The organism is Paenibacillus solanacearum (assembly GCF_910593845.1).
Classification (GTDB): domain Bacteria; phylum Bacillota; class Bacilli; order Paenibacillales; family NBRC-103111; genus Paenibacillus_G; species Paenibacillus_G solanacearum.
The window spans coordinates 364,300-390,030 of the sequence record NZ_CAJVAS010000001.1 but is presented as its reverse complement, the minus strand read 5'-3'; the positions used below and the strand labels follow the sequence as shown (position 1 = coordinate 390,030).

The 25,731-nt window shown below is 57.0% G+C and carries 24 protein-coding genes and 1 pseudogene; 3 read left to right on the top strand and 22 right to left on the bottom strand.

Going from position 1 to position 25,731, the window contains the following annotated elements:
• Positions 1-47: 47 nt before the first annotated feature.
• From rbsK to KXG62_RS01630, 5 genes are all read right to left on the bottom strand, one after another.
• Positions 48-971 carry a ribokinase gene (rbsK, locus tag KXG62_RS01650; protein ID WP_343223411.1) on the bottom strand — a complete coding sequence of 308 codons (924 nt, stop codon included), beginning with the start codon at positions 969-971 and terminating at the stop codon, positions 48-50.
• Between the two features lie 127 nt (positions 972-1,098).
• Positions 1,099-1,659 carry a DEAD/DEAH box helicase family protein gene (locus tag KXG62_RS01645; protein WP_218090151.1) on the bottom strand — a complete coding sequence of 187 codons (561 nt, stop codon included), beginning with the start codon at positions 1,657-1,659 and terminating at the stop codon, positions 1,099-1,101.
• A gap of 184 nt (positions 1,660-1,843) precedes the next feature.
• Entirely contained in the window at positions 1,844-2,296 is a 453-nt protein-coding gene (locus tag KXG62_RS01640; RefSeq protein WP_218090150.1) for an SRPBCC family protein, read from the bottom strand.
• Positions 2,297-2,310: 14 nt separating this feature from the next.
• Positions 2,311-2,742 (bottom strand): SRPBCC family protein, encoded by a 432-nt coding sequence (locus KXG62_RS01635; RefSeq protein ID WP_218090149.1) that lies wholly within the window; start codon positions 2,740-2,742, stop codon positions 2,311-2,313.
• Positions 2,743-2,778: 36 nt separating this feature from the next.
• Positions 2,779-3,261 carry a MerR family transcriptional regulator gene (locus KXG62_RS01630; protein ID WP_218090148.1) on the bottom strand — a complete coding sequence of 161 codons (483 nt, stop codon included), beginning with the start codon at positions 3,259-3,261 and terminating at the stop codon, positions 2,779-2,781.
• 365 nt (positions 3,262-3,626) lie between these two features.
• Between KXG62_RS01630 and KXG62_RS01625 the strand changes: the two genes are divergently transcribed.
• A complete protein-coding gene (locus KXG62_RS01625) occupies positions 3,627-3,953 on the top strand; it encodes a DUF2087 domain-containing protein (RefSeq protein WP_218090147.1) in 327 nt (108 codons plus the stop codon).
• 66 nt (positions 3,954-4,019) lie between these two features.
• Here KXG62_RS01625 and KXG62_RS01620 read toward each other — a convergent pair whose 3' ends face one another.
• From KXG62_RS01620 to KXG62_RS01580, 9 genes are all read right to left on the bottom strand, one after another.
• Entirely contained in the window at positions 4,020-5,594 is a 1,575-nt protein-coding gene (locus KXG62_RS01620) for a SagB family peptide dehydrogenase (protein WP_218090146.1), read from the bottom strand.
• A gap of 27 nt (positions 5,595-5,621) precedes the next feature.
• Complete coding sequence (locus KXG62_RS01615; protein ID WP_218090145.1) at positions 5,622-7,562, bottom strand: TOMM precursor leader peptide-binding protein; 1,941 nt, start codon at positions 7,560-7,562, stop codon at positions 5,622-5,624.
• Positions 7,559-9,496 carry a putative thiazole-containing bacteriocin maturation protein gene (locus KXG62_RS01610; RefSeq protein ID WP_218090144.1) on the bottom strand — a complete coding sequence of 646 codons (1,938 nt, stop codon included), beginning with the start codon at positions 9,494-9,496 and terminating at the stop codon, positions 7,559-7,561. Before KXG62_RS01610 ends, KXG62_RS01615 begins: the two co-directional genes overlap by 4 nt.
• A gap of 158 nt (positions 9,497-9,654) precedes the next feature.
• Entirely contained in the window at positions 9,655-9,984 is a 330-nt protein-coding gene (locus KXG62_RS01605; protein WP_218090143.1) for a heterocycloanthracin/sonorensin family bacteriocin, read from the bottom strand.
• A gap of 247 nt (positions 9,985-10,231) precedes the next feature.
• Positions 10,232-12,793: a heavy metal translocating P-type ATPase gene (locus KXG62_RS01600; protein WP_246627249.1), complete on the bottom strand. Its 2,562-nt coding sequence runs from the start codon at positions 12,791-12,793 to the stop codon at positions 10,232-10,234.
• A gap of 285 nt (positions 12,794-13,078) precedes the next feature.
• Positions 13,079-13,441 (bottom strand): ArsR/SmtB family transcription factor, encoded by a 363-nt coding sequence (locus KXG62_RS01595; RefSeq protein WP_218090142.1) that lies wholly within the window; start codon positions 13,439-13,441, stop codon positions 13,079-13,081.
• A 148-nt stretch (positions 13,442-13,589) separates the two neighbouring features.
• On the bottom strand, positions 13,590-14,711 hold the full coding sequence (locus KXG62_RS01590) for a DUF418 domain-containing protein (protein WP_218090141.1): 1,122 nt from the start codon (positions 14,709-14,711) through the stop codon (positions 13,590-13,592).
• Positions 14,712-14,969: 258 nt separating this feature from the next.
• Entirely contained in the window at positions 14,970-15,296 is a 327-nt protein-coding gene (locus KXG62_RS01585) for a hypothetical protein (RefSeq protein ID WP_218090140.1), read from the bottom strand.
• Entirely contained in the window at positions 15,293-15,514 is a 222-nt protein-coding gene (locus tag KXG62_RS01580; protein ID WP_218090139.1) for a hypothetical protein, read from the bottom strand. Before KXG62_RS01580 ends, KXG62_RS01585 begins: the two co-directional genes overlap by 4 nt.
• 173 nt (positions 15,515-15,687) lie before the next feature.
• Between KXG62_RS01580 and KXG62_RS01575 the strand changes: the two genes are divergently transcribed.
• Complete coding sequence (locus KXG62_RS01575; RefSeq protein ID WP_218090138.1) at positions 15,688-16,563, top strand: helix-turn-helix transcriptional regulator; 876 nt, start codon at positions 15,688-15,690, stop codon at positions 16,561-16,563.
• 122 nt (positions 16,564-16,685) lie between these two features.
• Here the strand turns inward: KXG62_RS01575 and KXG62_RS01570 are convergent, their stop codons facing one another.
• From KXG62_RS01570 to KXG62_RS01530, 8 genes and pseudogenes are all read right to left on the bottom strand, one after another.
• Positions 16,686-18,833, bottom strand: a complete 2,148-nt coding sequence (locus KXG62_RS01570) for an alpha-galactosidase (protein WP_218090137.1) — start codon at positions 18,831-18,833, stop codon at positions 16,686-16,688.
• A 139-nt stretch (positions 18,834-18,972) separates the two neighbouring features.
• A pseudogene (locus KXG62_RS01560) lies at positions 18,973-19,827 on the bottom strand (DUF6454 family protein).
• Between the two features lie 39 nt (positions 19,828-19,866).
• Positions 19,867-20,418 carry a 2'-5' RNA ligase family protein gene (locus tag KXG62_RS01555; RefSeq protein WP_218090134.1) on the bottom strand — a complete coding sequence of 184 codons (552 nt, stop codon included), beginning with the start codon at positions 20,416-20,418 and terminating at the stop codon, positions 19,867-19,869.
• Between the two features lie 18 nt (positions 20,419-20,436).
• On the bottom strand, positions 20,437-20,793 hold the full coding sequence (locus KXG62_RS01550; RefSeq protein ID WP_218090133.1) for a DMT family transporter: 357 nt from the start codon (positions 20,791-20,793) through the stop codon (positions 20,437-20,439).
• A 25-nt stretch (positions 20,794-20,818) separates the two neighbouring features.
• Positions 20,819-21,145, bottom strand: coding sequence for a DMT family transporter (locus KXG62_RS01545; protein WP_218090132.1), 327 nt, complete (start codon positions 21,143-21,145; stop codon positions 20,819-20,821).
• A 15-nt stretch (positions 21,146-21,160) separates the two neighbouring features.
• Positions 21,161-21,697, bottom strand: coding sequence for a TetR/AcrR family transcriptional regulator (locus KXG62_RS01540; protein ID WP_218090131.1), 537 nt, complete (start codon positions 21,695-21,697; stop codon positions 21,161-21,163).
• A 146-nt stretch (positions 21,698-21,843) separates the two neighbouring features.
• On the bottom strand, positions 21,844-22,815 hold the full coding sequence (locus KXG62_RS01535; RefSeq protein ID WP_218090130.1) for an aldo/keto reductase: 972 nt from the start codon (positions 22,813-22,815) through the stop codon (positions 21,844-21,846).
• Between the two features lie 57 nt (positions 22,816-22,872).
• The gene (locus tag KXG62_RS01530; protein ID WP_218090129.1) at positions 22,873-23,922 is read right to left on the bottom strand and encodes an MBL fold metallo-hydrolase; all 1,050 of its coding nucleotides are present in this window, start codon (positions 23,920-23,922) and stop codon (positions 22,873-22,875) included.
• A 324-nt stretch (positions 23,923-24,246) separates the two neighbouring features.
• On the opposite strand from KXG62_RS01530, the gene pdxR reads away from it, so the two are divergent.
• Entirely contained in the window at positions 24,247-25,680 is a 1,434-nt protein-coding gene (pdxR, locus tag KXG62_RS01525) for a MocR-like pyridoxine biosynthesis transcription factor PdxR (protein WP_218090128.1), read from the top strand.
• Positions 25,681-25,731: the final 51 nt, after the last annotated feature.

The window sequence follows — 25,731 nt, the reverse complement described above, 5'->3', positions numbered from 1 at the left end:
ACCCATCGCTCCAAAAAACGAATTCAAGCATTCCTCCCGTTCCTATTTCAGGAATTGGCTTGCAAAAAGCTTGCGATCTCTTCCCGCGTAGGGATAGACGATTGCGCTCCGCTGCGCATCACGGTCAGTGCGGCCGCCGCGGAAGCGAACCGCAGCGCCTCCGGAATCGGGCTGCCTTCGCATACTTGCGCGGTGTACGCGCCGATGAACGTATCTCCCGCCGCTGTCGTATCGACGGCCTTTACCGGATAAGCAGGCGTATAGAAGCTGTCGCCGCTGCGCGCCATGTACAGCGCGCCTTGCGAGCCCAGTGTGACAATCACTTCGCCGGCCCCTCTATCAAGCAGCGCCCTGGCTGCAGTTTCGGCCTCCGCTCTGCTGCCGACCGTTCGGCCGGATATGAATTCCGCTTCCGACTCGTTGACGATGAGCGTATCGATCAGCGCAAGCACGTCATCCGGAATCGGGAGCGCCGGCGCAGGATTGAACGTCACGCGAATTCCTGCGGCTCTGGCCTGCCGGAGCACGCTCCGGTTCGTTTCCCATGGAATCTCGTTCTGCAGCAGCACGGCAGCTACATCCGGCATGGCCCATAACGGCTTCACATCCTCCGGCACGACGCTGCCGTTGGCGCCTTCGGACAAGATGATCTGGTTTTGGCCGGAAGCGTCGACCGTTATAAACGCCATGCCCGAGTTTCCGCTCTTGCGGTCAACCCGCTTCGTATCAATGCCTTCCCGGCGCAGTGCTTCCAGCAGCTCGCCGCCGAACGAATCGGAACCGACGGCGCCCGCCATCATCGTACGGCCGCCGGAACGGGCTGCCGCGACAGCCTGATTCGCGCCTTTGCCGCCGTAGTTGTACTCCGTCCCTTCGCTCTTGATCGTCTGGCCGGGAACAGGATATTCCTGCACGCGATTGACAATATCGATGTTAATGCTGCCTACTACAGCTATGATCCCCAACTTCAATCAACTCTCCTTGTTTCTTTATGGAACCGGTTCCAATTTGATTATTGCATAACGTGCCAGCGGCGTCAATCCAAGATTTCGGTACCTCGTACCGAAAAAAATTGAAATAAACAGGCCGGCACAACCTTTATAAGGCGAAGGCTTGCTTGATCCGTGCCGCGACAACGTCCGGGCTCAGCTCGGCATTGTCGATTCGGATGTAATGGTCCCGCTGAATTTCCCCGGGATATGAATTCAACCGGCTGTCGGCCATCCGCTTGAGCAAATCCCGCTCCGAAAATTCGATGTTCCGCTTCGTCGGCTTATGCTCCAGCCTGTGCGGACTTTTATTGCGCTCCAGCCGGACGTCGAGGGCCGCTTCCAGCTCCACAAAGTACACTTCGCCGCCCTTCGATTCAAAGATGCGGCAGACGTCCTCGATATACGCCCAATCGTGACGGCTGTCGAACGACCAGAGGTACGTAAATATCAACCCGTCCAAGTCGCTTGCGGCCACCTCCTCGAATAGGGACTGGCGAATGAGCTTCACCAGTCGTTTGCCCGGCGCCGAGCCGTAGCTGAAGAACGGGGCCACCAGTTCAATGCTCATATGGTTGTGAAACAGCTTCAGCCCCGTTATTTGTTCCAGCTCCTGTCCGACCGTCATCTTGCCGACCGCTTGCGGTCCGAATATCAATACGAATTTCATGGCGGCACCTTCCTCCATCATGGAACGGATTGTATGTAGAAATCATACCATTTTTACAAGTCTGATTCTACGGAAGCGTAAAAAGCCCCCAACAGATGAAACACATTGCGCGTCCTCTCAGTCTCTCCGCGTCCGCAGACATGAGAACAAGCAGCCGGTCAGGGCTGCTTGCTGCAAGCGGATTTCAGGCACGGCCAGTCAGTTCATTCAGCACGGCGCCGAGCCGATCCAGGTTCTGTTCATTGCCTTCGGCGCAGTAAGGCTTGGCCGTCTCGAACTCCGCACTGTCCTTGAACAGCTGGCTGAACGTGACCCGGGTGCACCCGTCCCGTTCTTCGAAGGTCGCCGTCACCCTAAACTGATGACCGGACAAGTGATCGATTACGATCCGCTCCAGCGGCACAATGTCGACGAACGCGCTCTCGTTCGGATAGCTTTTGCCGTCCGGTCCGTGCATGTCGAAGCGCCATGCGCCTCCCGGCCGCAGGTCGAATTCATGAAACGTATTGGTGAAGCCATTCGGCCCCCACCAGCGGGCGAGCAGCTCCGCTTCGGTCCAAGTCCGGTACACAAGCTCCCGCGGCGCATCATAGACCCGAGTGGAAATCAATTCATTCTCTCTTGTTACCGGCTGCATGCTCCCGCACCTCCTTACAAAGATCGGCCCAGTGCGTCGAGCAGCTCATTCGTGCCGTGCTCGCGAATTTCCGGTGTATCGTGTCCGTCGAAAAATGCGCCTTGCTCCGTAAAAATGAGCTTCGTGCCCCCATCCGCCGCGATCAGCTCAATCGTTGCGATCGATACGGAAATTCGCGTGCCATCCGAATCCAATGTATACGTGTAGGTGATCCGCTGCTCCGGAACGATCTCCTGGTAGCAGGCGTCGTAGACGAAGACCGGTCCTCCAGGAGGCCCGCCTGCGCTGTATTCGCGTCCCCCTACGCGAAATTCGAAGATTTCCGGCTTGGAGAACCATTTCTCTTTAGCGGAACGGTCTGCCCAGGCGTTATATACTTTGGCCGGCGAAGCCGGATACGTTCGTTCGATTGCGAAAGTGGCGTGTTTGACGATGCGTTCAGTCATGAGTAATCCTCCTTAGATTGGTACCATTGGGTTCCGTTATATTTCGTCATGGTCGGCCAGAAAGCTGCCCAGCATGTCCAACCGGTGTTCCCAGCTCATCCGCCGCTCGATGACCGGCTTCTCGTGGCCGCTCTTCATCGCCATCAGGAGACTGGTGAAGTCGTCCACTGTCAGCGGCGCCTTCCCCTGCATCAGCTTGGATACATGCGCGAGCTGTTCCAGCAGCTGCCGTTGAAGCTTGATCTGTTCCTTGACTCGCTCCATCTGCAGCTTTACGATCTCCAGCGGGCTGTACAGCTCGCCGGCAAGCACGGACTTGACTTCATCAAGCGATAAGCCGAGCTCCTTCAGCGACAAAATCTGCTGCAAGCGTGCAAGGTCCGATTCGTTATACAGCCTATGGCCGGAATCGGTCTGTCCGGACGGCGAGAACAACCCGATTTGATCGTAAAACCGCAGCGTGCGCACGGTGAGTCCGGTCAATTTGGCGAGATCGCCGACTTTCCAATATCGTTTCATAATCAACTCCCTCGTTGTCGCCAGCTGTATACCGGTAACTGTACTATAAAACATGACGTAACGTAAGGGGCAAGCAGAAATTTGCGAACAGAAAAAAAAGAAAAGCTTCACGTCGAAGCTTTTCCGAGAAGATGCACCTCGGTTTTCACCTGAGACAAATTTATCCACTAGATTGCTAATGAAGAACTTAACACAATAAATACCTGAAGAAGGCTGTCAGTGGCAGCCTTCTCAGTGTGGGGTGAATTCATACACGATAACAACGGGAGGCTAGTGAAGGAGGATGCTGTGTTTGACTATTGACACATATATCTATTTTAATTAACATCTAATTAGATAATTATTTAATTAATGGAGGATCAAACATGTCTAACCATCCTGCAAATACGCAAACCAAAAATGAAAAGCTGCAGAAATCCGTGCTGCGTCATTTTTTCACGGAGCAGGGCCGTCTGAAAAACCTTCCCGCACAATTGAAAAAAAAGTTAATTGTCCTCGAGCATCTCACAAACCAACTGGAGCCTAAAAAAGCTTATTCCGAACAGGAAATGAACGAATTTATTAAATTCTATCACGAGGACTACGCGACAATCCGCAGAGAACTTTTCATCCACCGGTTTGTCAACCGAAATAATGAAATATATGAAGTGAACGCTCCCGGTGAATGGAGGGATTGGGTAAGCCTCAAATAAATTGCAGTAACTTAGAGCCACCACACAATTCGATCGCTGTCTAACGTCGTATAACGCCTCCATCCCTTACCCGCGAAGGCTTCCCTCCAACCGGGGACGGCCGCGGTAAGGACCGACCGGAATTTGGATCAGCGCCGTCGTCCCCTGATCGCCCAGACGATACAGCTCATCGATAACGGACGGCGCATACCCCAGCAGCGGCCGCCCCCCCATTCCTGCATCTGACGCCGCGAGCAGCAAGCGATGTACCAGCATCCCTGCCTCCATCTGCTGAATGCGGTAACCCCGGGGGCCTAGCTCGCGCATGCCATAGTCTTGATCGCCCGCCACATGGAAGCAGAGCGGCACTTGAAATAAATTGACATTGTCCATCGTCATTCCCGCTTGCAGCCGCGAGCGGTGGTCGCCGGGCAAGACGCATCGCAGCATATGGGCTGCGGCGTCATAGCGGTAAGCGCCGTCCGCCACGCCTACCACATTGTACACAGTGCAGTACAATGACAGCCGCGGTGCGGCCGGTCCGCCCGGCGGAGTCAAATCGGTGCGCACCTGCGCGGAACCGGCCGTTACCTGCAGCAAGGCGGCCAGGTCCTGCAGCGGCACCCGCCGCAGGACAAAATCCGCTTCCGGCGACTGCCGCATGCGGCAATATGCGAAGAAATCGCGAGGACGCCTGTCGCCAATCGGCAAATACACGGCCTGCGCGCCGGGATCCCGATGCCTCACCGCGCCCGCACAGCGAAACGCCGCTGTCGAAGCGTGCATGGCCGCTTCGTTCATGCGCGTTAGCAGCGGGTACGGCTTTATATTCTGCGAGCGCACATAATGCTCGTGACGAACCGCCGGCAGCTCGCGGCTTAGTTCCGCCGCGTCAGCGGCTCCTTCTTCCGGCACGGTGCGCTGAAACCACGACGCCGCAGGTCTGGTCGAGAAAGGAATAACCGCATATACGCTCTCTTCCTGTTCGTCAAGCCCGAGAAGATGATGGAGTGCGCGGTCCAGAAACTGAAAACAAACGCCCGTTTCGAACCCGAACCGTCTCGACGATTCGAGCAGTTGGCCGATCAACACTCCGGTATCCAAGCCTTGCAAGCGATAGGCGAACTGATGATACTTGAATACATTTTTCCAGAACATGACCGAAACGAGCACGACTCCCGTACACTGGGATACATCGCAGCGATTTCCAAGCGCCTGCGAGATGCAGGAATCGAACACGCCGTCGCGAAGCAGCGACAGTCGATGATGCGCGGCATCGTAATGGTAAATGCCGGCGGGCGCCTCCGTCGTCCGCAAATAGATGTACAGCTCGTTCGGGTACAGCCCGCCGCCGGAAGGAACGAACCGCCGGTACGTTTGCATCGGCTCATACGTCAGCCCGTCCGGAGCGGTCGAACGATACTGGTCCACACGGGATATGCCGTACGCATGCCACAGCATGTAGCCGATCGCGTCCAGACTGGAAACCGAACGGATACCGCCGCCCTCCGATAGCGGGACTTCCGCGCATAGCGGAATGACCGGCAAGCCGCGGTATAGCTTATAGGCCAGCGGCGCATCGTTCCAGTCGACCTGATCCGCCGGCGATGCGGGTTCCTGCGAATCCGCATGGAGGCTGCGCACAAACTGTTCCGGCGTCATCCCTGTTCCCCCTTCCCTTCTGCCCCGTTACGGGAATGGATGCGGATACGGATTAAGCTGCTCGAACGATAGCGGCTCCTTGACGTATCCCAGCTTCGCCGGCACCGTCAGCACGCGCTCCAGTCCGGTCAAGCGCGTCATATGATAGCCGAATGTCATCGGAAGCATCCCCGGGATCAAAACCTTCACGCAGTGCAGCCCATTTCGCTGCAGCTCCGGTGTCGTCTGTTCGACCACGATCACATCGAGCTTCAGCTGCCGGAACGCTTGCAGCGCATCCTTCAGGTCATCGGTCAAGTCCGGATGCGCCGGACGCTGTCCGAATTCGTCCCGAAACGTGCGCAGCGTCCGGTTCGGCTCAAGCAGGAAGCGCAGCCGTTCCTCGGCTTCCGGCAAGCTGTACAGCATCGAGTGATCCTCCATCCCCCGGACCAGCGCAGGATCGAGAAGCATCTGCCTGTATCGCTCCCGGTTCGCTTCGAATTTCTTGTCCAGGTTCAGCGTCATCCCCGATATTTCATGCACCGCGCCTTTCGCCGCGCGTATTGGATCCGGATGGGCTCCGGCGGCGCAAATCAGATTGATTCCGGCAGCCTTTCTATTTTTGGCGAGCGCCCATATGCTTGGAATGCCGTTTTCCATCGTCGCGTTATACAGGCGTACCTCGAACCCGGCCACGGCCCGCAAGCGGCCGATCATCAGCTCCAGCTCGGCATCCCCGGCCGAGGAGGGGTCAAGCTCCGGTAACGGCAAACGCGCATACCAGGTCAACAGAAAGGCATCGCGCTCGACGACCTCCATGATTCCGTATAATATGGCTTCCTCCAGGCTGCCGCCCAAAGCGCAGCCGTTGGACGTTTCGTACACGAACCCGTGTCCGCAGCCCGAACCGTAGTAAGCAAGCTGCTGCGGAACCAATATCGGGGCTTGCTGCAGCAGCGAATAGCCCCATACCCATTCCATCGGCTCGTCGGGATGAAACGGCTTGAACGCAAAATTCGGCAGCTCATACTGTTCCTTCGTATACACGCCGACCTTCACGGGATCCAGCGCGTGCTCCGCGACGTTCCGGTAGCTGTCGCGAACCATCGTTCTCCTCCCGCGAGGCGCCATACCGCAGTATCGCTCCAGTCCTTCCATGATGGCGGTAAGCTCGCTATCCGCGTACGAATGCGTCCGTCCGGCCGCCGCCTCATCGTCGTCAAGCAGTGGCAGATTGACGCTGACATCGGCAAACGGCGACAGAAGATCGGCCATTTTTCCGTTCAAGAAGCCGCATTTGACATCTAAGTAATCCGCAGAGAGAAAGCCGGCGAGCTCCTGCAGCGAGCGGGTCCGGCAGCTTTTGCCGAATTTCGGGCTGGGCTGCAGCGAGATGCGGGCTCGCTCTGGCGAATCATCCGGCAAACGGCCGCAAACCGGACAGAGCGGGTCCGGCAAAAACAAACGGTTCGCGCTGGCGAGCGTTCGCATGTCCAGATGCAGCATTCGTCCGTCCAAGCGGGAGCGTTGGCCCGCCAGCACCGTCAGTGCTTCCTCGGCCAGCAGCCGGGCCAGCAGCCGCAAGCCGGCATGCGAAGCCCACGGATCATGGGAAATCCCCTCGGCTTCCGTCAAGCGCTGCTCCAGCATCCACATCTGCCTGCGGTCGCGCCCCGCCAGCAAACGGCGGGTGTCGGCGCAAAGCGAGCATCCGCTTGCGCCCGGGCGCACGAGCGGTCCGGCCACCCCTTCGCCGAACGCCACAAAGCCGCGAAGCCATGCGATCCCAGCGGAGCGAAGCAGCTCCTCGGCTTCCCTGTGCGCCGCAGGATGCCACGCATCGTGCAGTACCAGAGCAAGGCCCGCCCCGCCCGGCACGCCTTCGCGGGCACTTGCGCGGCGGACGATGCGGCATCGGTCCGCCAGCTCGTCGCAAACCCGGTCCGCTAGCCTTCCTTCTCCCAGGACAGCCACTATATTGTTCAACGAGTTCCCCCCTCTCGCAGCAAGACGCCGTACACGCCTCCGAGCTCTTCTCTCAAAAACGGCTCCACCGCTAAATCGGCGACATAAAGCTGTTTATGTCGGTGGTTCAGTACTTGCGCCGCTGCCTTCAAGCGAGGACGCGCGCTTTGCTCGCTTGAAGGGATCGGCAAGTCCGCCGCAGACTGTCCCGCCAATCGAACGGCCCGGGCTTCCAGCACGCAGGCTGCTGTTGGCGCGGCAGGGCTCTGAATCCGGAGGAGCGCCGCCTTGAGCGCGTTCTCCAGGGCTAGCGTCGGATTCAAATCAGCGCTGCCGAACCAGCCGTCCCCCGTGCCGATCCACACGACGGGAAACCCTGATACAGCTTCGCCCAAGCCGATGACCGGCGCGCCTCTCATCACAGTCAGCGATTGCAAATAATACCGGCATCGCTCATCCTCTACCTCGCTCAACCGCACGGGCAGAATGTCCGGCTGACGAAGAGCGGCTTGCACGGCCAAGCTTTGAGCCAAACAAGCCTGCAGGCCGCGTATCACAGCCTCCTCCGCCGTTTCTCCTGCCCCGATGCCGACGAATTCGTTCGTGTCCAGCAGGTTCTCCGCCAGCCGCGATACATAGGCTTCGATCCCCAGCAGCCCGGCTTCGCGGCGTGCCTCCTCGTGCGTCAAGCCGCAGCCGATCCGTGCCGGAAGCAGCGCCGCCGGACCTTCCGACAGCGGGTCGGCTGCCTCGACCCGGCACAGGGCAAGCGGGAGCTGCCGCAGGTCTCCCTCCGCCCAATCATGAAATATGCCGGACTGCCCGGATGCGAGTCCGCTCCAGTAAGCGAGCAGCCTACTGTGCGCCGTTCGGTACGTGTGCTGCTCGCCATGGTCCGACCGCTCCGTGTCCAACGGAGAGAACCGCGCCGGACGGAAGGACTCCTGCTCGCGGACGAGCGGATGCGGCATGAACGCATGCCAGCTCCCTTCCAGCGTCTCCAGATTTAGCAGGAACACCGCGTTTTTGCTGTCCCGCAGTCCGGCCATGGTTTTGAACAGCTCGAAGGCCGCGACGTTCGCAAGCACCGCTCCCGCCGTCGGCGAATACGCATGCAGCTGCGGGTCCTTCGACACGGCAGGCCGATGTACACGGCGCCACGCCGACTCCCAGCAGCCCTCGAATTGCGGATGCACGACGGGACCCGCCATTCCCGTTTGCTCCAGGATGAGTGCCGGAATCAACAGTTTTCCTTCCGCCTTGCAAGCCGCATGAAGCTGCCGAAACCGCTCAAGGCCGCCTTCATCTTCCTGAGACGCGTATACAATCGCTTCGTACGGCCGCACCGCTTCTCTCCAGCCGTCCACTCCTTCCGGCTGTCCGCCGATCTCGCGAATCCCGACATCCGAATCGTCGCGCCGGGCATGTGCCGTAAGCTGGCCGATTCGCTCCCGGTTCGTCGGCTGTCTACCCGTGATCAGCATGTGCGGCGATGTGAGACCGGACTCCAGCAAAGCGGAAATCAGCGAGACGAACATCGGGCCCGAACCGACGGCGAGAACGCTCGCCTGCCGGTAGCACTCGAACCGGTACGCGCCGGAGTCGCCGAAGCTTTCCAGAAATAAGATCTGCGCAGCATATTTCTCCGCAACATGAGCTGGCAACTGATGCGGGCGGTCGACGCTTGCATCGCGGACGAACCCTTTTTCATACAACACATTGGCAATCTCATAAACTTTCATCCGGTACGGCGGCGTCAGTCCCGCCGTTAGCTCCGACAACGTATGCCAGCCGTTAAACATCGGGATCAGCTTCTCCATCCAGCGGTCTATCATCTCGCCTTCCATCTGAAACGTCCCGATATTATTGCGGAAATACACCCCGCTGCTCGAAACCGGCAAAAAAAACGTATCTTCCTTCACTTTCGGACGTGCCTCAGGAGTCAAGCCGCTCATCGTACACCCCCCGTTGACGCAATTTCCAAATCGGAGTACGGATCTTCTCCCCACTAGTATATGTACTTCAATTCGTCCCACATGCCTTGACGGCAAAAGGAAAAGCCCCCGACAACTTTCGTTGTGCAGGGGCAGGCGATGGCCGCGCCTTTATCGGCTTACCGGCAGCGTTGAGGGCCGACGCCGCAGCGAACGGCTCCGCAGCGGACTGCACCGCACCGGATGCCGCCGCATAACACAGCGCAGCTCGAGCAAAAACCTCCGCAAAAGCCGGTGCAAAAGCCACCGCAGAAGCCGGTACAAAACCCGCCGCAAAAGCCTGCACAAAAACCTCCGAAACCAACGCACAAACGGGACGGGTCAACCGGGTGAACACCTGCGGGAAACTGCCATGCCGGATAGGGGCTTTGCTGGCTCCAGGGCGTCATTTCGCTGGCCTGCATCGGGGAAACGCTCAGCTGTTGAAGCTCATTTTGAAATTCGTTCATGATACAACAATCCTTCCGTTGTGATCTGGCTTGCAATCCATGTCAGAGGAATGAACGTGAACTGTCTTGCTCCTGATTCCAATTTATGGTGATTCTCCGCACTTGTTACTGATGAAAGCGCCCATTTTATAGGCATTTGTTCTGCACCGGGTTCCGGAGGCGCACCTCAATGACGCATATGTTCGACGTATCAACGGCAAAAAGCCCCTGCCGGCTTATTCGGCAAGGGCGAATGTTGATATGCGGTTTATTTCGCGGCAGCTTGCAGGGTATCGCCGTTTCCTGGAAACGCAGCCTGCTTCGGTGCCGCGGCACGCAGCAATCGCATTCCGTTGGCAATCACGATCAAGGAACTTCCGGTATCGGCAAGCACAGCCATCCACAAGGTCGACACCCCGAAAAAGATCATAGCCAGAAAAACAACCTTTACCAGCAGGGAAAACGCAATATTTTGCTTAATAATGCGAACCGTCCTGCGGCTTAATTCAATCGCATACGGGAGTTTGGACAGATCGTCGGCCATCAAGGCGACATCGGCGGTTTCCAGCGCGGTATCCGTGCCGGCTGCCCCCATCGCGATGCCGACGGTCGCCGTCGCGAGGGCAGGCGCGTCGTTTACGCCGTCACCGAGCATGGCCAAACTGCCGTAGGATTGGCTCAGTTCCCGAATCGCGGCCACTTTATCCTGCGGCAGCAATTCCGCACGGTACTCGATGCCGCCCAGCTGTGACGCCACCGCCCGGGCCGTCCCTTGGTTATCGCCGGTCAGCATGACGCTTCGAGCAATCCCGATTTGCCGCAAGCGCTCCAATGTCTGTCTGCCGTTGTCTCTTATTTCATCCGCAACGGCAATCGCCGCCCAAGCTTCTTCTCGCGTCCCGAGCACCATGACGGTGTGGCCCTGTGATTCCAGCCGATCGATGAAGTGCATGGCTTCGTTCAGCGGGACCTGCAATTCTTGCCGGAACCAGCGGGGGCTTCCGATGTAAAATTCAGTCCCGTGTACGAAGGCCCGCACCCCTTTACCGGGAGCAGCTGCAAAATCCGTCGCCTCCGCCGCCGGCACGCGGTCCGCTGCCGCTTTTCTTACGATCGCCTCGGCCACCGGATGCTCGGACCGCGCTTCGATCGCGGCCGCAATGGACATCAGCTGCCGTTCATCCCGGCCGCCGAGCGGGATCACGGACGTCACCTGCGGTACGCCGGTCGTCAGTGTCCCCGTTTTGTCGAAGGCAATGACGGATACCGAACCGAGCCTTTCCAGGTGGGCTCCGCCTTTCACCAGGACGCCGTTCCTCGCTGCATTCCCGATGGCGGACACGATCGAGACGGGCGTCGAGATCACGAGCGCGCACGGGCATGAAACGACGAGCATCATGAGCGCTCGGTAAATCCATACGTCAAACGGCTGATTCATGAATAAAGGCGGGATGAGGGCAATCCCGACCGCCAGAATGATGACGGCCGGCGTATAATATTTGGCAAACACATCGACAAATCGCTGCGATGGCGCCTTCTGGGCCTGCGCTTCCTCGACCATATGAACGATCCTCGACAGCGTGTTGTCTTTGGACAGCCGGGTTACGGCAACTTCCAGCGAACCGTACAGATTGATCGTTCCGGCGAACACCTCATCGCCGACGCCTTTGTCGACCGGGGCCGATTCCCCGGTAATCGGAGCCTGGTTCACCGTAGAGGCACCTTTGGCGATGGTGCCGTCCATCGCGATTTTTTCGCCGGGCTTAATGATGACCGTATCCCCGATGCGAATGTGCTCAATGGGCAGGACCGCTTCAACGCCGTTTCTTCGTACCAGCGCTTCCTTCGGCGACAAGTCCATCAGACCGCGAATGGACCTTCTCGTCCGATCCATCGTATAGGCTTCTAGCGTCTCGCCGAGCGAGAACAAAAACACGACGGCAGCGCCTTCCTCCCATTGGCCAATGACCGCCGCGCCGACCGCCGCGATCGTCATCAGCAGATCCATGCCGATCGTCCGCGATTTCAAGCCGAACAGTCCCGTCCTGGCGATCCGGTAACCGCCGATCACGATGGCGAGCGCGTAGCCTAAGTTCGCGGTCAGGTCATGAATGAGACCAAACGCATGGAGACACCATGCCGCTGCGAATACGGCACCGGAAATAGCTGTCGGAACGACCTTTGTATTGCGCCTCCAGAAGCTCCGCTTCTCCGTCCGGCGCGGTGCGCCTTCTTCGTCCAACGCCGCGGTATACCCCGCTTGACGCACCGTCTTCATGATCTCATCATCGGCCGTCCCGTCGTGATGCACGGTCATTTTGGCGGCGCCGTAATTCACCGTCACTTTGTGCACCGCAGCTATCGCTCCGACCCTTTTTTCCAGCTTGCTGGCGCAATCGGCACAGTCCATCCCTTCGATGCGGAACACGCTCGGAAGCCGCCGGTGCTCGTCCCGATCGTTGATGCCATAGCCGAGCCCCTCAATTTGCTTCTGGATCGCGTCTATGCCCATTCGTTGCTCGTCATAGCTGACGATCATTTTCGCCGTTGCGAACTGTACCTCGGCATGCACGACGCCATCCATGCGGGAGACGGCTTTCTCCAGCTTTGCCGCGCAATCCCCGCAATGCATTCCCTCCAGCAGCAAGCTGCGGGTCACGGTCTGCGCGACGGGTACGGAACAACACGCCGCCCCGTGTTGATGGGCCGGCCCGTGATCATGCTCGCAGCATGCGTGCTTATGTTCCGCAGGCGCGCGTCCATGCTCGCGATCCGTCGATTGATGTTGGTGCTCCGTTTGTGAGCTGCTGTTAGATGACTTATTTGACATGGGGCATCGATCTCCCTTGATAACAATATATGATTAATTGTTCATATGTTATCAATATATGCCCCTCTTCCTTTGCTGTCAATACAATTTATCACTTGGACACAAATTAAGACGGTTGTTACAACGCCGCTTCAGGCGATCGCCCGCCGTGGCCGATTTTCCCGAGTATTGACCCCATGCTTTTTCGGCGGTACAACCGCTTCAATCGCTTTCCAGGCACGCAAAAAAAGCTTGAGAACCACCGTTCTCAAGCTTCATGCCGTATCGACGACTTCCGCCGTCATGTCACTGATGCTTTATGTGCTGCAGCATCTGGACAAAAATTTGCTCGATATGTCCGTCATCCAATGAATAAAACACCGTCTTCCCTACTTTGCGGCGCTTGACGATCCGCATATTGCGCAAATAGCGAAGCTGATGGGACACGGCGGATTGCCCCATATCCAGCACCATCGTAATGTCATGGACGCATAATTCATTTTGCAGAAGCGCATGAATGATTTTGACGCGTGTCGGGTCGCCCAATGCTTTGAACACGTCAGCCAGATTCGCCGCTATGCCCTCTTCGATCAAATTCCCTTTGAGCTCGGATATATTCACCGTTCCGTTGCATACTTCATCGCACTGCTCATTGATTACTTTCTCCAACGTTACCACCGCCTCGATCCTTTAAGCTTGCCTGTGTTCATCCATTATACCAGAAAAATGAACAAATCACCGCAAGCCGGTGCCGCAGCAGCCCGGATTCGCCCGTTCGCTTCATTGATCCGCGGTAACCGCGCGCACCCGCCTCATCTTACAGCGGCATCGTCCTCGACGAAGCCCGGTCTTCCTGGCGGCGGAACGCGGGCAGCTCGCCATACGTCAGCGTTCTCCACAGCCATTCGGCCGGCCCCATCCGGTAACGCTTCAGCCATGCTTTGCTGCAAATGATGAAGAGCACCGACAGGACTGCCGCGTAACCCATTCCGAGCCAGAGCGGCAGCTCGTTGAGCCGCTGCCCGAAGACGGCAATGAGGCCGAACGTGACGACCGTTTGCAGCAAATAGACAGTAAGCGATAGCCGACCGGCAGCGGCTAACCCGCGAAAACGTTCGCTTCCCCACCGCTTAACCGCCAGCAGCAGCGTGCAAACATAGAACATCGCCATGCTTTTGCCCGATAAATAGATGTACAAATAAACGGCGTACGTGTTATAGACCGGGCTTGACCTATAATATTGCACCATCGGGACGAACAGCAGCACCGATATGGCCAGTGCGGCAAGCTGCAAGCTTCTTACGACCGGTACGCGGAGCTCGCCTGCGAACCACTGCTTCTTGGCGGCGACCATGCCGAGCAAATAAAGGCCAACGACCTCAAAGCCGAAAATCAGGTTGTTCAGCAATCCGATCCTCAGCAGGAAGTCCAGCCTCTCCCGCATACTCGGAATATGGGTAAACATACGCGATCCGGCCGTGCCTGAAGGAAACCATGCATACAGCATGAAGATGAGCAAGGTGAACAGGCCAAGCAGAATCAGACTCCAGACGATCAATGTCGGAACCGACCTGCGGTAAAAGGGGAGCAGCAAAAGCCCCAATAGCGCATACGTGGTTAATATATCCCCGAACCAGAGCAGCACGGCGTGAAGCAAACCGATCACAAGCAGCGCCATCAGGCGTCGCAGAAACAGCCTTTTCGCCGGAAACCCTTTGCGTTCCGCGTTCTGCATAAAGATCATAAAGCCTGCGCCGAACAGAAATGAAAAGATCGTATACAGCTTGGTCTGGAAAAACATGTCATACAGCAGCCTCAGCAGCGCGTCAAAGCCGGTAAAGGTCGAGCGGAACGCAAGCCCGCTGCCGATCATATCCGGAACATTTACGAAGAAAATCCCTAATACGGCGAACCCTCGCAATATATCTAGCAATACCATTCTGTCTTGTTCCGAATGGGTGGAAATAGAAGTCATCCTGTCACCTTCCGCTCACAATAGGTTGCCGCACACTGCCCCATTGTAGCATATCCGCTCGAACCATTGACAGTTGAAGCCTGCAAAAATCTCTCGATTCAATATAATTCAATAGGCTCGCTGAAATGAAAAAAAGACAACGAGTCCAAGCATCTATGCTCTGAATCGCTGCCTTTTCTTCCATATATTTTGCGGTATCGCCACTCACGAAATGAATGTGCGTCACTTCTTCTCGCCAGCTTTTTGCGTGGCGACATATGGATTGATCGCTTCCTCCGTGTTGCGGATCATCGTATTCAAATCTACCTTGCTCTCCACGTCGTCAATCAGCGCATTGTACGCGAAGCCTCTCGCTCCGCCTTCGTATTTCGTAAATTGCTGCGGCGGCGCAGGCTTGCTCTTGAAGATGGCGTCCGTATGCTTTCCGATCAGCCCCGAGTTGCCGGCCATAAACTGCTTCTTCACTTCCTCTTTGGCCAGCGGCGTAAACCGTCCCGTTTCTTTGGCGGCGATCATTTGTATTTCGTCGGACGCGGCGAGGCCGATCACAGCGTCACATGCGGGTATCGTTTCCGAAGCGGCTCGGTGAAGAGAAGCTTGAAATCGTCGTCGGAAATGGTCTGTCTGGCGTAAAACGTCAGATGGACGGGTTCCGCGGCGGCAGGCTTGCTCTCGTCTTGGGGAGGCGCGGTGCTGCAGGAGCTCATTAGCGCGGCGCTGCCGAATAATAGGAAGAAAGCGCAAAGCTTGCTTATCGGACGCGCCATCCGTTTACCCCTTGATATGTAAGCGTCGCCATTTTTATCGTTTCTCCGAACCATCTGTTCTCGCACCCCTCTCATTGATATAATATTGTTGTGGAATATAATGGATAGCAAATCATACTGCCGCATTACCCCTATTTCAACAGTAATATATAACAGAAGGATGGTAAAATATTGTGCATAAAAGCTACGGATTCCGCTATACCGAAGGGACTCGCCGCTGTTTGCATCTGATCGAGACAATCGGCCGGGAATCGACGCACAACCCGACTTACAGCTTCGATGGACTGCATCGGGACGGACCCGGTCTGCTGTTCCAATACACTTTATCCGGCGAGGGCAGGCTCGAGCTGGGGAATACGACGTACAGGGTGCCTCGCCACCACGGCTTTTTTGTCACAATCCCGAGCGCGCACCGGTACTATTACGATCCTTCCGTTCAAACGCCCTGGGAATTCATATGGATCAAATTGAATATGGAGGGAAGCTCCCATTATTGGCAGCATTTCGTGCAGTCATTCGGGCCGGTAGCCGCCATCAAGCCGGATTCCGATACGATTCTGCTCCTGCAGAAGCTGTATAACGACGTCGCCGCCAAAAAATTCGCCGATTCCAAATACGATATGTCGGTCCGTGTACACGAGTGGCTTCTGACGCTGCTGCGGCTGTCCGAAGGCGAGAAGCATCCGTCCAGCGATTGGCCCGAGCCGGTGCGGCTGGCCAACCAGTTCATCGAACGGCACTACGGAGAACCGGTCTCGCTGGAACAAATCGCGAATGCGGCGCAATTGTCCAAGCATTACTTGTGCAAAACGTTTCGCAAGTTCACCGGCACGACGCCGATCGATTATTTGCGTAAATTACGGATCGAAGAGGCCGTTCGGCTGCTGCAGCATACCGATATCCCGATATCGCAGATTGCGATGAAGACGGGCTTTGACAATGCGAGCTATTTCGGCAAGGTGTTCCATCAGCTCGTCGGCATTACGCCGACGGAGTTTCGCCAGCGAAAGTCCGATTTGTCCGCCGATTACTTGCACATAATGCGCTAACAGGGACTCTCCGCATGCTGCGGAAGAGTCCCTGTCTTATGGATACTGGCTATATTTTCTATTGCCGTTAAGAAAGATCGGATCCCCTGGTCCCGGCTCGCATCCGGGAATAACGTCGACCGCTACGCGTCGGCAGCGGAATAATGATACAGCGCAAAGGCGAACGGATGATTCAGCTTGCAGGTCACCCTGCCGCTGCTGCCGTCGACGGCGATCTCGCCGCCTCGTTCGCAGGCGTGTTGCGCGACGGCTTGGGCAGCCGGATCATCTGTGGGCTGCGAGCTCACGATGCAGTGCAGCTTCAGGCGTGAAGCCGGTGCGTTCCACAGCCGGAAGCTCCCCGCTTCCCTGTCGTTGCATTCCCTTAGCAGGAGAATGTACCCTTCCCTCTCGCTAACCACCGACTGGAATCCCGTCCAGCTCGTGCCGGAAGGCTCTTCGCCGATCGGAACGATATGACCCGACTGCATATGCGGCTGTACTTGCCTGTATGCTCGAATGAGCGCAGCCAGCGTGCTCTGGTCCGTTTCGTTCAAGCCGGTCACCTCCATCCAGGCGAGCGGATTGGCGAACATCGTGACCGCGAACGCATAGGCGATTCCGCACCGGTCGGGGGCAAGCGGATCGTCCTTGTACCGCTCGGCATTCCGCCGAACGTTAAGAAATTCGATCTGCAGCTTCTGGGCGGGCACGTATTTGCTCAGCATCCACAAGTTCCGCAGCGTCCAGTGAGGGTAATAGTTCGACCAATCGGTATACCGGTTTTCGAGAAACAACCCGCCGTATTGCGTTTGCCCGTAATAACCGAGCCGCTTGCCGGAGGTCGTATCCTGATTGAAATAAACCGCGCCCGCCGTTTCGCGGACGACCTTCCTTATCAGGTTCAGCAAATTCCGTTCGCCCCGCTTGCTGCGAAGCTCGATGCCGTCCAATTTGAAATAGCGAATACCGTAACGCCGGTGCAGGCTCAGCAACCGCTCCGCGTCCTGCTCCCAGTGGACGCCATCGCCGCTGGAGTCGGGCGAAAACCACAGTCCGAGCTGGATGCCGCATTCGGCCGCCTTAGCGACGACCGGCTCCAGACCGTTCGGAAACCGCTGCGGGTGCACATTCCAGAAGCTGCCGTCGCGCGAATAATAATCGCCCCACGTTCCGCCAGGCTTGACGGAATTGCTCGTAATGCCCTGCTGCCAGCCGTCATCAATCTGGTAATGCGTCATGCCGAGCATTGCAGCCACGGGCAGCTCGGACAGCACGAAAGCTTCGCTGACCCGCCCATCCCGGGAACGGTCTCCCCACGTATTGCTCATGACGAAGCCATCCCGCTCGGCCTTCCATTCGCGCAAGCATTGGTGATACTGATGCAGCAGGGCGAGAGCGCCGTAATCGCCGCCTTGATACAACCCGACGACGGAGCCGTAGGCGTAAAGCTCATCATGCGGCTGCAGCTCTTCGGACCCGATTCCGGTTCCCGTCATATACAGCCGCTTGCCCATCATGCGGTAGTCGCCCTCGCCATAGTGCATATGCCCGAAGCGGGTCGGCGATTCCTTCAGCCATACAAGCCCGCTGTCGCCAAACGTCTTCCGCAGCTTGAGCACGTTACCCTCGAGCCACTGCCTTTCATTCGGATACAGCAAACCGCGAGCCTCGCTGACGATGTTGTTGTTCGTATCCGTCCGATCGCGCAGCGAAACCGCTTCCCACGAGCAATGCAGCTCGTCGATGGCGAGCGCGTCGATATAATCTTCCGGCGGAGCGTTCTTCGGCTTGCTGTTCGCATCCACCTGAACCGTAACGGCAGCCGTTGCTTCCGCTCCCGAATGGGGATGCGGTTCCCCGATGCGATCCCCCTGTTTGCCCGAATCGCAGTCTTGCTGTTCCCCATGCCCGTCCGCCGGAATGAATCGCACCGCGATCGCATGCCGCATCAAGGCCGCTCCGGGATACACTCGCGTATCCAGCGTAATGCGATAGGACGGATACGCGAGCACGAGCGACACGAGCAGGTGCTCCTTGGCGATGCCCGCGTCATCGTCCAAGCGGCTGGTCACAAAAACTTCCAGCTGTTCCCCGGCAAGCTGGACCGGCAGCCGGAACATCGGGACGTTGGCGTCCGGACTGATCCATTCCTCTCCCGTGTGTTTGTCGCATAACGACTTCGTATACGGTACGCCGCCATCCAGCTCCCAGCATCGCTCGATGACGTCATTGCCAATCGTCAGCCGGTTACCGTCGTATGAATAATAGCAATCTTGGTATCGCTTCATTCCGCTCCCCCATGCTTTTTGTGAAATGTGATGACACGTACAATCAATCAAAGCATAGAGGCGCGAGCCGTGAAGCGCAATCGTAAAATATGACGGAGGCACAGTAAAATATTGTCGCGCTGAACAATGTCGACGGGCTTTATCGTAAAGAAGCTTCAAATATAAGCAGCTCTGCGCGGTGGTCATCCGGTACGGCATATAACCGGATCGCTTGACCGGCGCTTTCCACCCATACCGGATTACGGGTGATGACATGGCCTTGCGGAGAATGCGCGAGAACGGGCACTTCATGCAGCGTCTCCATCGTATGCATGTCGATTAGGGCCAAGCCTCCCAGTTGAAACCGTTAGGAGCCACCGCCGGCCGGATCGGGCAGCTCGGCGATTCCGCCGGTGATCATACATCCGTCCCCTGCATATTGGCCGTCCTGATAGTCGATGAAATGGCTTGGATTATCTTTTTCCCGCAGCAGCTGTCCTTCCGCGCTCCATTGATAAAACTTGCGTGAGCCCCAGCTGTATCCGGTCAGCTCTCCTTGCCTAGCGTTAACGACAACCCCGCCGATATGATCGGCGACCCGGAACACTTCCTCGACTTTCCTCGTCGCCGGATTCACTTTATATATGATCGAGCGGCTATGCGGCCGGTATTCCGCGACGGATACCCAAATATGACGGCCGTCATAATCTATCCCTCCGGGATGGTACATCGCCCCCTCCCCCAAGACAATATCTCCCTTTAGCCGTCCGCTATTGTCAAATATAAATACATGGCCGACCCCGCGTCCGGGCGTACGGTCATACCCTTCACTAGGTTGGCCCAGCGTAACCGGACGTTCGATCAGTTCAACCGAGGACAAATAAAACAAATCCCCGATGCGGACCAAGCCTTGCGGGTGATGGTTATCGAATTGCAGGGCAACACCTGCCTGTTGTTCCCATATCGCCGTTCGCGTCAAACGCCGAAACAGCTCGATCAGCTTCGCATCCTTCATCGGTCTCTTCCTTTCGCCATGGACTGTTTGCGATATCCGTCAATGGAGCAACCGGGAACATATCGTGCGGCTGCGGATGCATGCACCCTCTGTATATTCCAGCTTGACGACGGCGATTTCAGTCAATCTCGCTTGCATAGGCCGAAACGCTCCGATACAATACTGCAGCGCAGCGGCCAGCGCATGCGCGTCGAGGTTGATCGCAAACGTACAGTGGGGATTCCAGCTGTCGGGAACGTAGTACGGATTCGCGATTGATTGGAACGAGGCCATTTCCTGATAGTAACGACGGTGAACATGAAAGAGAGCGTCGGTCATCGCCGGATGGGCGAATACCGTCCCGGACGTCGGGAAGACGGCGACCGCATCGAATTTCAGCGCCATGGACGGCACATGCTGCGCAAACGCATCAAACCGGCGAATAAACGGATCAAACGTCAGATCGGCATCATACACAGCCACCGTCACATGAGGCCGCAATCCCTCAATCGCCTGCATGCTTGATGTGATCCCGGCCGATTGCAATCCGCGCCAAATGCTCCTGACGTACTCCTCGCTTACAGGATCGAAAAAACATTCCACAGCATACATAGGTGATCCCCTCCTTATTCATCCTTGCAGCTTCTGGCTGGCCGCGTTGTCCGCACGATCCGGGACATTCAATAAAATGACGCCTCCGACGATGGCGGCGATGCCGATCATCGTGTAGACGCCGAAGGCTTCATCCCATATCGCTACGCCGATCAGCGCCGTAAGAACGGTGCCTACGCCCGACCAGATGGCATAGGCCAAGCTGAGCGGCACGGTCCGCAGGCTCCGGGAAAGCGAATAAAATGCAAGACCGAATCCGATCACGGCACCGGCAGAAGGCAGCAGGTGGGTGAAGCCTTCGGACATCTTGAGCATCGTTGTACCGCATATTTCGAATACAACCGCCAGACTTAATGCTATATAGCCTCTTACCATCGCAAAACCTCCGCAGCGCTTATGATTATTCCGAAGCGCCAGTAAGCTTCATGACGATCACGCCGCCAATGATAAGGGCGAGACCTGCTATTTTGGCGCTGTTCAATCTCTCTTTATAAAAGACCGCCCCGGCCACAGCCGTCAAAGCCGTACCTGCGCCGGCCCAGATCGCATAGGCGGTGCCGAGCGGAATCGTGCGAAGCGACAAGGATAGGCAGTAAAACGCCAGACCCATGCCGGCAACGACTCCGATTGACGGGAGCCATTTCTTGAATCCGTTCGACGCTTTAAGCATTGAGCTGCCGAACACCTCGCATACGATAGCAGTAGCGAGCAGGATGAATGCATTCACAGGTTGCGTCCCCTCCTACTTCGTCATTTGAATTAATTTGTGAACGATTTGCTCACGCAGCGCATCGTCCGGCTTACCGAGCCCGAACACTTCAGAGAACCACAGGCCGTCTGCGACAAGCCGCACGATCGTCGAATTCACCGGATCGATCCCGTCATTTTCGAAGTTGCGCTGCCAGTCGGCATACTGCTCTTGAAGCTGGCTTAACAGGTCCGGATTGGCGAAGAGCGCAACGATCAGCGCCGCGCTGATGCCCCGCTGCTCCTTCATATCTGCAATCGTCTGCTCCAGGTAAGCGCGGCTCCACGTTCCGGCGCTTGCGGCAGGGGCGTTCTCGACCCTCTGCTGAACGTCGGATGCGAAATCGCTCGTAACGTAGTGGACGAGCCCTTCAAGCAAAGCTTCTTTATTCGGAAAATGATACAGCAGCCCGCCCTTGCTGACGCCGGCTTCTTTGGCAACCGCTTCGAGCGTAAGCTTCTCGACACCGCGATGCTTCACGATCGCAGATGCGGCCGCGAGAACGCGATCATGCTTCGAGTTGCGATTCATTCGGATCACCTCCCCGTTACTATACCGTCTGGACGGTTTTTTTGTCAACGAACCGGCCCACCCTTCGCTCTCCGCTGCAGCCGAGGAACAACGAAAAAAAGCCTGATTGCTCAGGCTTTTGGTTGCTATCTATGAGTAGCCGCCGATCATCGGCGTCCGCCGCTGCCGAACGGCCTTGCGTATACAAACGCTTCGCTTGCGTCATTCAACTGCTGCATGACGTCCGCGGAAAGCTCCAGCTCGACCGACTTCAAGTTATCGTCGATTTGCGATTCGCGTGTGGCACCGGCAATGACCGTGCAGACGGCCGGCCTGTGCATCAGCCAAGCAAGCGATAGCGCGGTAGCCGTCGTACCGAGTTCCGCCGCAATCTGCACGGCGCGGTCGCCGACCTCCATCCGCTGGGCATCCATCCGCGAGGCGAAATTCGGATTCCTCTCCAGCTGCGAGCCGCTCGGCACGGAGCCGCCGGCGTATTTGCCGGTCAAGATGCCTCCCGCCAGCGGAAAATACGGGATGATGCCGATGCCCTGATCCACGCAGAACGGCACGAGCTCCCGCTCCACTCCCCGGTCAACGAGCGAATAGCCCGGCTGTACCGTCACATAGGCGTTCAGACCTTCGCTTTTGCTGATCGCAAGCGCCTTCATCATTTGCCATGCCGCGTAGTTGGATGCGCCGATATATCTCACTTTGCCCGAGACGACCAGATCATCCAACGCGCGAAGCGTCTCCTCGAGCGGCGTCTTCGGATCGAACGCATGGATTTGGTACAGATCGATGTAATCGGTACGCAACCGGCGAAGGCTGCCCTCCAACTCCTTGATGATGTGGTATCGAGAGGAGCCGCTTTCGTTCGGCCCTTGTCCCCGCTTCATCCCGACCTTCGTCGCCAGGATGACATCATGACGGCGGCCTTCGAACGCTTCGCCGATCATTTCTTCGGACTTCGTCCCGGTGTATATATTCGCCGTATCGATGAAATTGATTCCGCTATCCGCGGCGTGATGAAGGACGCGGATCGACGTCTCCTTGTCCGCGCGGCCTCCGAAGGCGTTCGTGCCCAATCCGAGTACGGAAACCTGCAAACCGCTCTTGCCCAAGCTCCGGTATCTCATGCTCAACTTCCTCCTGTTCTCCCGTTAAGTGATAATATTACTCGTGAGCGGCAGCGGCTACTCTTTCATCAAGATGGCCGTGATGCCAGGTTCAACCAGATCGATAAACTTCAATGCATCGTCCCGCGAGCCGACGACATCGGCATAATGGTAAGGAATAACAATGCGCGGACGAATCGCATTCGCCGCTTTGGCCGCTTCCTCGTAAGCCATCGTATACGTGCCGCCCATCGGCAGGAAGGCGACGTCCGCGTCAAAGTCTTTCATCTCCGGAATCAAGTCGGTATCGCCGGCCATATAATACGAAGCGCCGTTGACCTTAATGATGTAGCCGACCCATTCCCGCTCTTTCGGATGGTTGGCGGTTTGCGTGTTGTATGCCGGCACCGCTTTGTAAGAAATATCGTTCACGGTCCCCTCTTCATTCGGAACGGCGCCGATGACTTTGCCGAATCCGGCATCCGCCACCTTGTCCAGCTCTTTCGCCGGAAACACGACGGTCGCGCCCGCTTTGGCTACTTTGCGGATTTCACTCAGGCTGAAATGATCGCTGTGCGTATGCGTAATGAAAATAATATCGCCGTCCTTCGGCTCGCCGTCTACCTTGTAAGGATCGACGTAGATGACCTGCTTGCCGCCGCTGAGCTTGACCATCGATTGCTTGAACAGCTGCACGCCTTTGAGCACATTCGACTTGGTCGTAACGGATACGGTCGTCTTCGCTTTGTCCCATGCGACACCGGCTCCCAGCTTGTCCTGGATAAAGGCAAGATCGGTATAGACGCGCCCGTCCTTCAGGAACGGCTTGCCGCCGCCGGCTGTCGAATCCGGCGTGAACGAAACCGCCGTCGCGCCTTCACCGATTCGTACAGTAGAAGACCCCGCATCCCAAGCGACCGGGATTCCCATATTCTCCACAGCGATCCGGACCGGAACATAGACGCTATCGCCGACCGTATAAGCCTGTGCGTCCGGAAATACGATATTCCTTCCGTCTACCTGTACCGCCACCTTGCCGCCTGCTGCCGGCTGTTCGGCTGCATATAGCGACCCTGCGCCTGTCAAGGACAGGAGCAGCACGATCATCGCAGCTGCTTTTCCCTTCATGCGACACCTCCCGCTTCTGATTTGTATACAAATCCGGGAATGTGGCCGCGCCGAAGGTGTGACCGTTGCGATCATCGGCTGCCGCATTCCGCATACGATATCATTTCTACAAAAACCATAAAATTCCTGTGACAGCATCGAAAAAAATACGGTCTTTTCCTATCGTTGAACTTAGTAATAAATGTAAACCCGGGGCGGCATACTATACTCTGTCGCAATTGCCAATAAATTTTCAATAAATTGACGAATGTCTGCTGCGCTTCATACGGAGGCCGAATGGTAAGATGAATTCGTTCTTATTTCATAACGCCGGGGGCGATCTTCATGTGGAAGCCTGATCGGTACGGCGCACAGCCGCTGTATCAACAAATTGCCGACGATCTCGAGCAAAGAATCGCCTATGGCGAATTTCCGCCCGGAAGTCCGCTGCCTTCGGAACGCAGGCTGGCCGAGCAGTTGGGCGTCAACCGGAGCACAATCGTTCAGGCCTATGCCGAGCTGCGCTCGCTCGGCATTATCGAAAGCCGCTCGGGAAGCGGAACGAGGGTGAGCCGGCATAAATGGGGAGCGACGCCGAGGCATACCCCGAACTGGCATCGGTACGCGGAGGGCGGGAGTTTTTTGCCGAACCTGCCTTTTTTGCGCCGCATTCGGGAAGCGCTGCAGCAGGACAAGTCGCTGATAGACTTCGCCAGCGGCGAGCTGGGCGCAGATCTGTCTCCGGTGAAACAGATCAATACGCTTTTTGACAGCAGCTATACCGAATATCTCGGCTATGACAACCCGCAAGGATTCGCGCCGCTCCGTGAAACGCTGGTTACGTATTTAAGCCAGTATCGGCACATTCACACGACGGAATCATCGATATTGATTACGTCGGGCTCCCAGCAATCGCTCTATTTGATCACCCAATGCTTGCTCGCGCCCGGAGATGCGGTAGCCATCGAAGATCCGTCGTACTGCTATTCGCTGCCGATGTTTCAATCGGCGGGCCTGCGGCTGTTCCGGCTACCCGTTGACCGCAGCGGCGCTCGCCCGGAAGATGTGTACTCGCTTTATAAGAAGCATCGCATCAAGATGGTGTTCCTCAATCCGAATTATCAGAATCCGACAGGCACCGTTCTCGACGAAGCGCGCCGCAAGAAGCTGCTCGACCTTGCGAGCGAGCTCGGGCTTCCGATCGTAGAGGATGATCCCTTCAGCTTAACCGCCTATGACGGGTCACCGCCGCGGCCGCTCAAATCGATGGATTCGATCGGATCGGTTCTATATATCGGCTCTTTCTCCAAAATCGCGGCTTCCGGGCTGCGCGTCGGGTGGATGGTCGCCCCGAATTCCGTCGTGGAACGGCTGGCCGATGCGAGACAGCAGATGGATTTCGGGCTTAGCGTCGTGCCCCAGCAGGTGGCGGCGCAATTTTTGAAATCCGACTACTTCCAGCCGCACTTGAGCGAATTGCGAATGCGGCTGCTCTACAAGCGGGACCTTCTCGTCCAGGCGCTGCAGAAGCATCTGCCGGACATGCTCAGCTTCTCGATCCCGAGCGGCGGCTTGCATCTATGGTGTAAAATCAAACCCGAGGTGAACGACGGCAAGCTTCTGGAAGAGGCGATCCGGCAAGGCGTCATCTTTGTGCCCGGCAGCGTCTACGGCTCGAACTCGGGCTGCGTACGGTTTACTTTTGCCAGACCGCAAGCCGAGCAAATCGAACTCGGCATCGCCAAATTTGCGGCTTCGCTGAGAACGCTGCTCGGATAATCGGGCGAAAAAGGCGAATGAAAGATGCGCAGATCCTACGCGTCTTCCATT

What these genes read in the sequence shown, in the direction of transcription:
- KXG62_RS01645 (WP_218090151.1), bottom strand. Translation starts at nt 1,659, where the DNA reads ATGAAATTCGTATTGATATTCGGACCGCAAGCGGTCGGCAAGATGACG.
- KXG62_RS01640 (WP_218090150.1), bottom strand. Translation starts at nt 2,296, where the DNA reads ATGCAGCCGGTAACAAGAGAGAATGAATTGATTTCCACTCGGGTCTAT.
- KXG62_RS01635 (WP_218090149.1), bottom strand. Translation starts at nt 2,742, where the DNA reads ATGACTGAACGCATCGTCAAACACGCCACTTTCGCAATCGAACGAACG.
- KXG62_RS01630 (WP_218090148.1), bottom strand. Translation starts at nt 3,261, where the DNA reads ATGAAACGATATTGGAAAGTCGGCGATCTCGCCAAATTGACCGGACTC.
- KXG62_RS01625 (WP_218090147.1), top strand. Translation starts at nt 3,627, where the DNA reads ATGTCTAACCATCCTGCAAATACGCAAACCAAAAATGAAAAGCTGCAG.
- KXG62_RS01620 (WP_218090146.1), bottom strand. Translation starts at nt 5,594, where the DNA reads ATGACGCCGGAACAGTTTGTGCGCAGCCTCCATGCGGATTCGCAGGAA.
- KXG62_RS01610 (WP_218090144.1), bottom strand. Translation starts at nt 9,496, where the DNA reads ATGAGCGGCTTGACTCCTGAGGCACGTCCGAAAGTGAAGGAAGATACG.
- KXG62_RS01605 (WP_218090143.1), bottom strand. Translation starts at nt 9,984, where the DNA reads ATGAACGAATTTCAAAATGAGCTTCAACAGCTGAGCGTTTCCCCGATG.
- KXG62_RS01600 (WP_246627249.1), bottom strand. Translation starts at nt 12,793, where the DNA reads ATGTCAAATAAGTCATCTAACAGCAGCTCACAAACGGAGCACCAACAT.
- KXG62_RS01590 (WP_218090141.1), bottom strand. Translation starts at nt 14,711, where the DNA reads ATGGTATTGCTAGATATATTGCGAGGGTTCGCCGTATTAGGGATTTTC.
- KXG62_RS01580 (WP_218090139.1), bottom strand. Translation starts at nt 15,514, where the DNA reads ATGGCGCGTCCGATAAGCAAGCTTTGCGCTTTCTTCCTATTATTCGGC.
- KXG62_RS01570 (WP_218090137.1), bottom strand. Translation starts at nt 18,833, where the DNA reads ATGAAGCGATACCAAGATTGCTATTATTCATACGACGGTAACCGGCTG.
- KXG62_RS01555 (WP_218090134.1), bottom strand. Translation starts at nt 20,418, where the DNA reads ATGTATGCTGTGGAATGTTTTTTCGATCCTGTAAGCGAGGAGTACGTC.
- KXG62_RS01550 (WP_218090133.1), bottom strand. Translation starts at nt 20,793, where the DNA reads ATGGTAAGAGGCTATATAGCATTAAGTCTGGCGGTTGTATTCGAAATA.
- KXG62_RS01540 (WP_218090131.1), bottom strand. Translation starts at nt 21,697, where the DNA reads ATGAATCGCAACTCGAAGCATGATCGCGTTCTCGCGGCCGCATCTGCG.
- KXG62_RS01535 (WP_218090130.1), bottom strand. Translation starts at nt 22,815, where the DNA reads ATGAGATACCGGAGCTTGGGCAAGAGCGGTTTGCAGGTTTCCGTACTC.
- KXG62_RS01530 (WP_218090129.1), bottom strand. Translation starts at nt 23,922, where the DNA reads ATGAAGGGAAAAGCAGCTGCGATGATCGTGCTGCTCCTGTCCTTGACA.
- pdxR (WP_218090128.1), top strand. Translation starts at nt 24,247, where the DNA reads ATGTGGAAGCCTGATCGGTACGGCGCACAGCCGCTGTATCAACAAATT.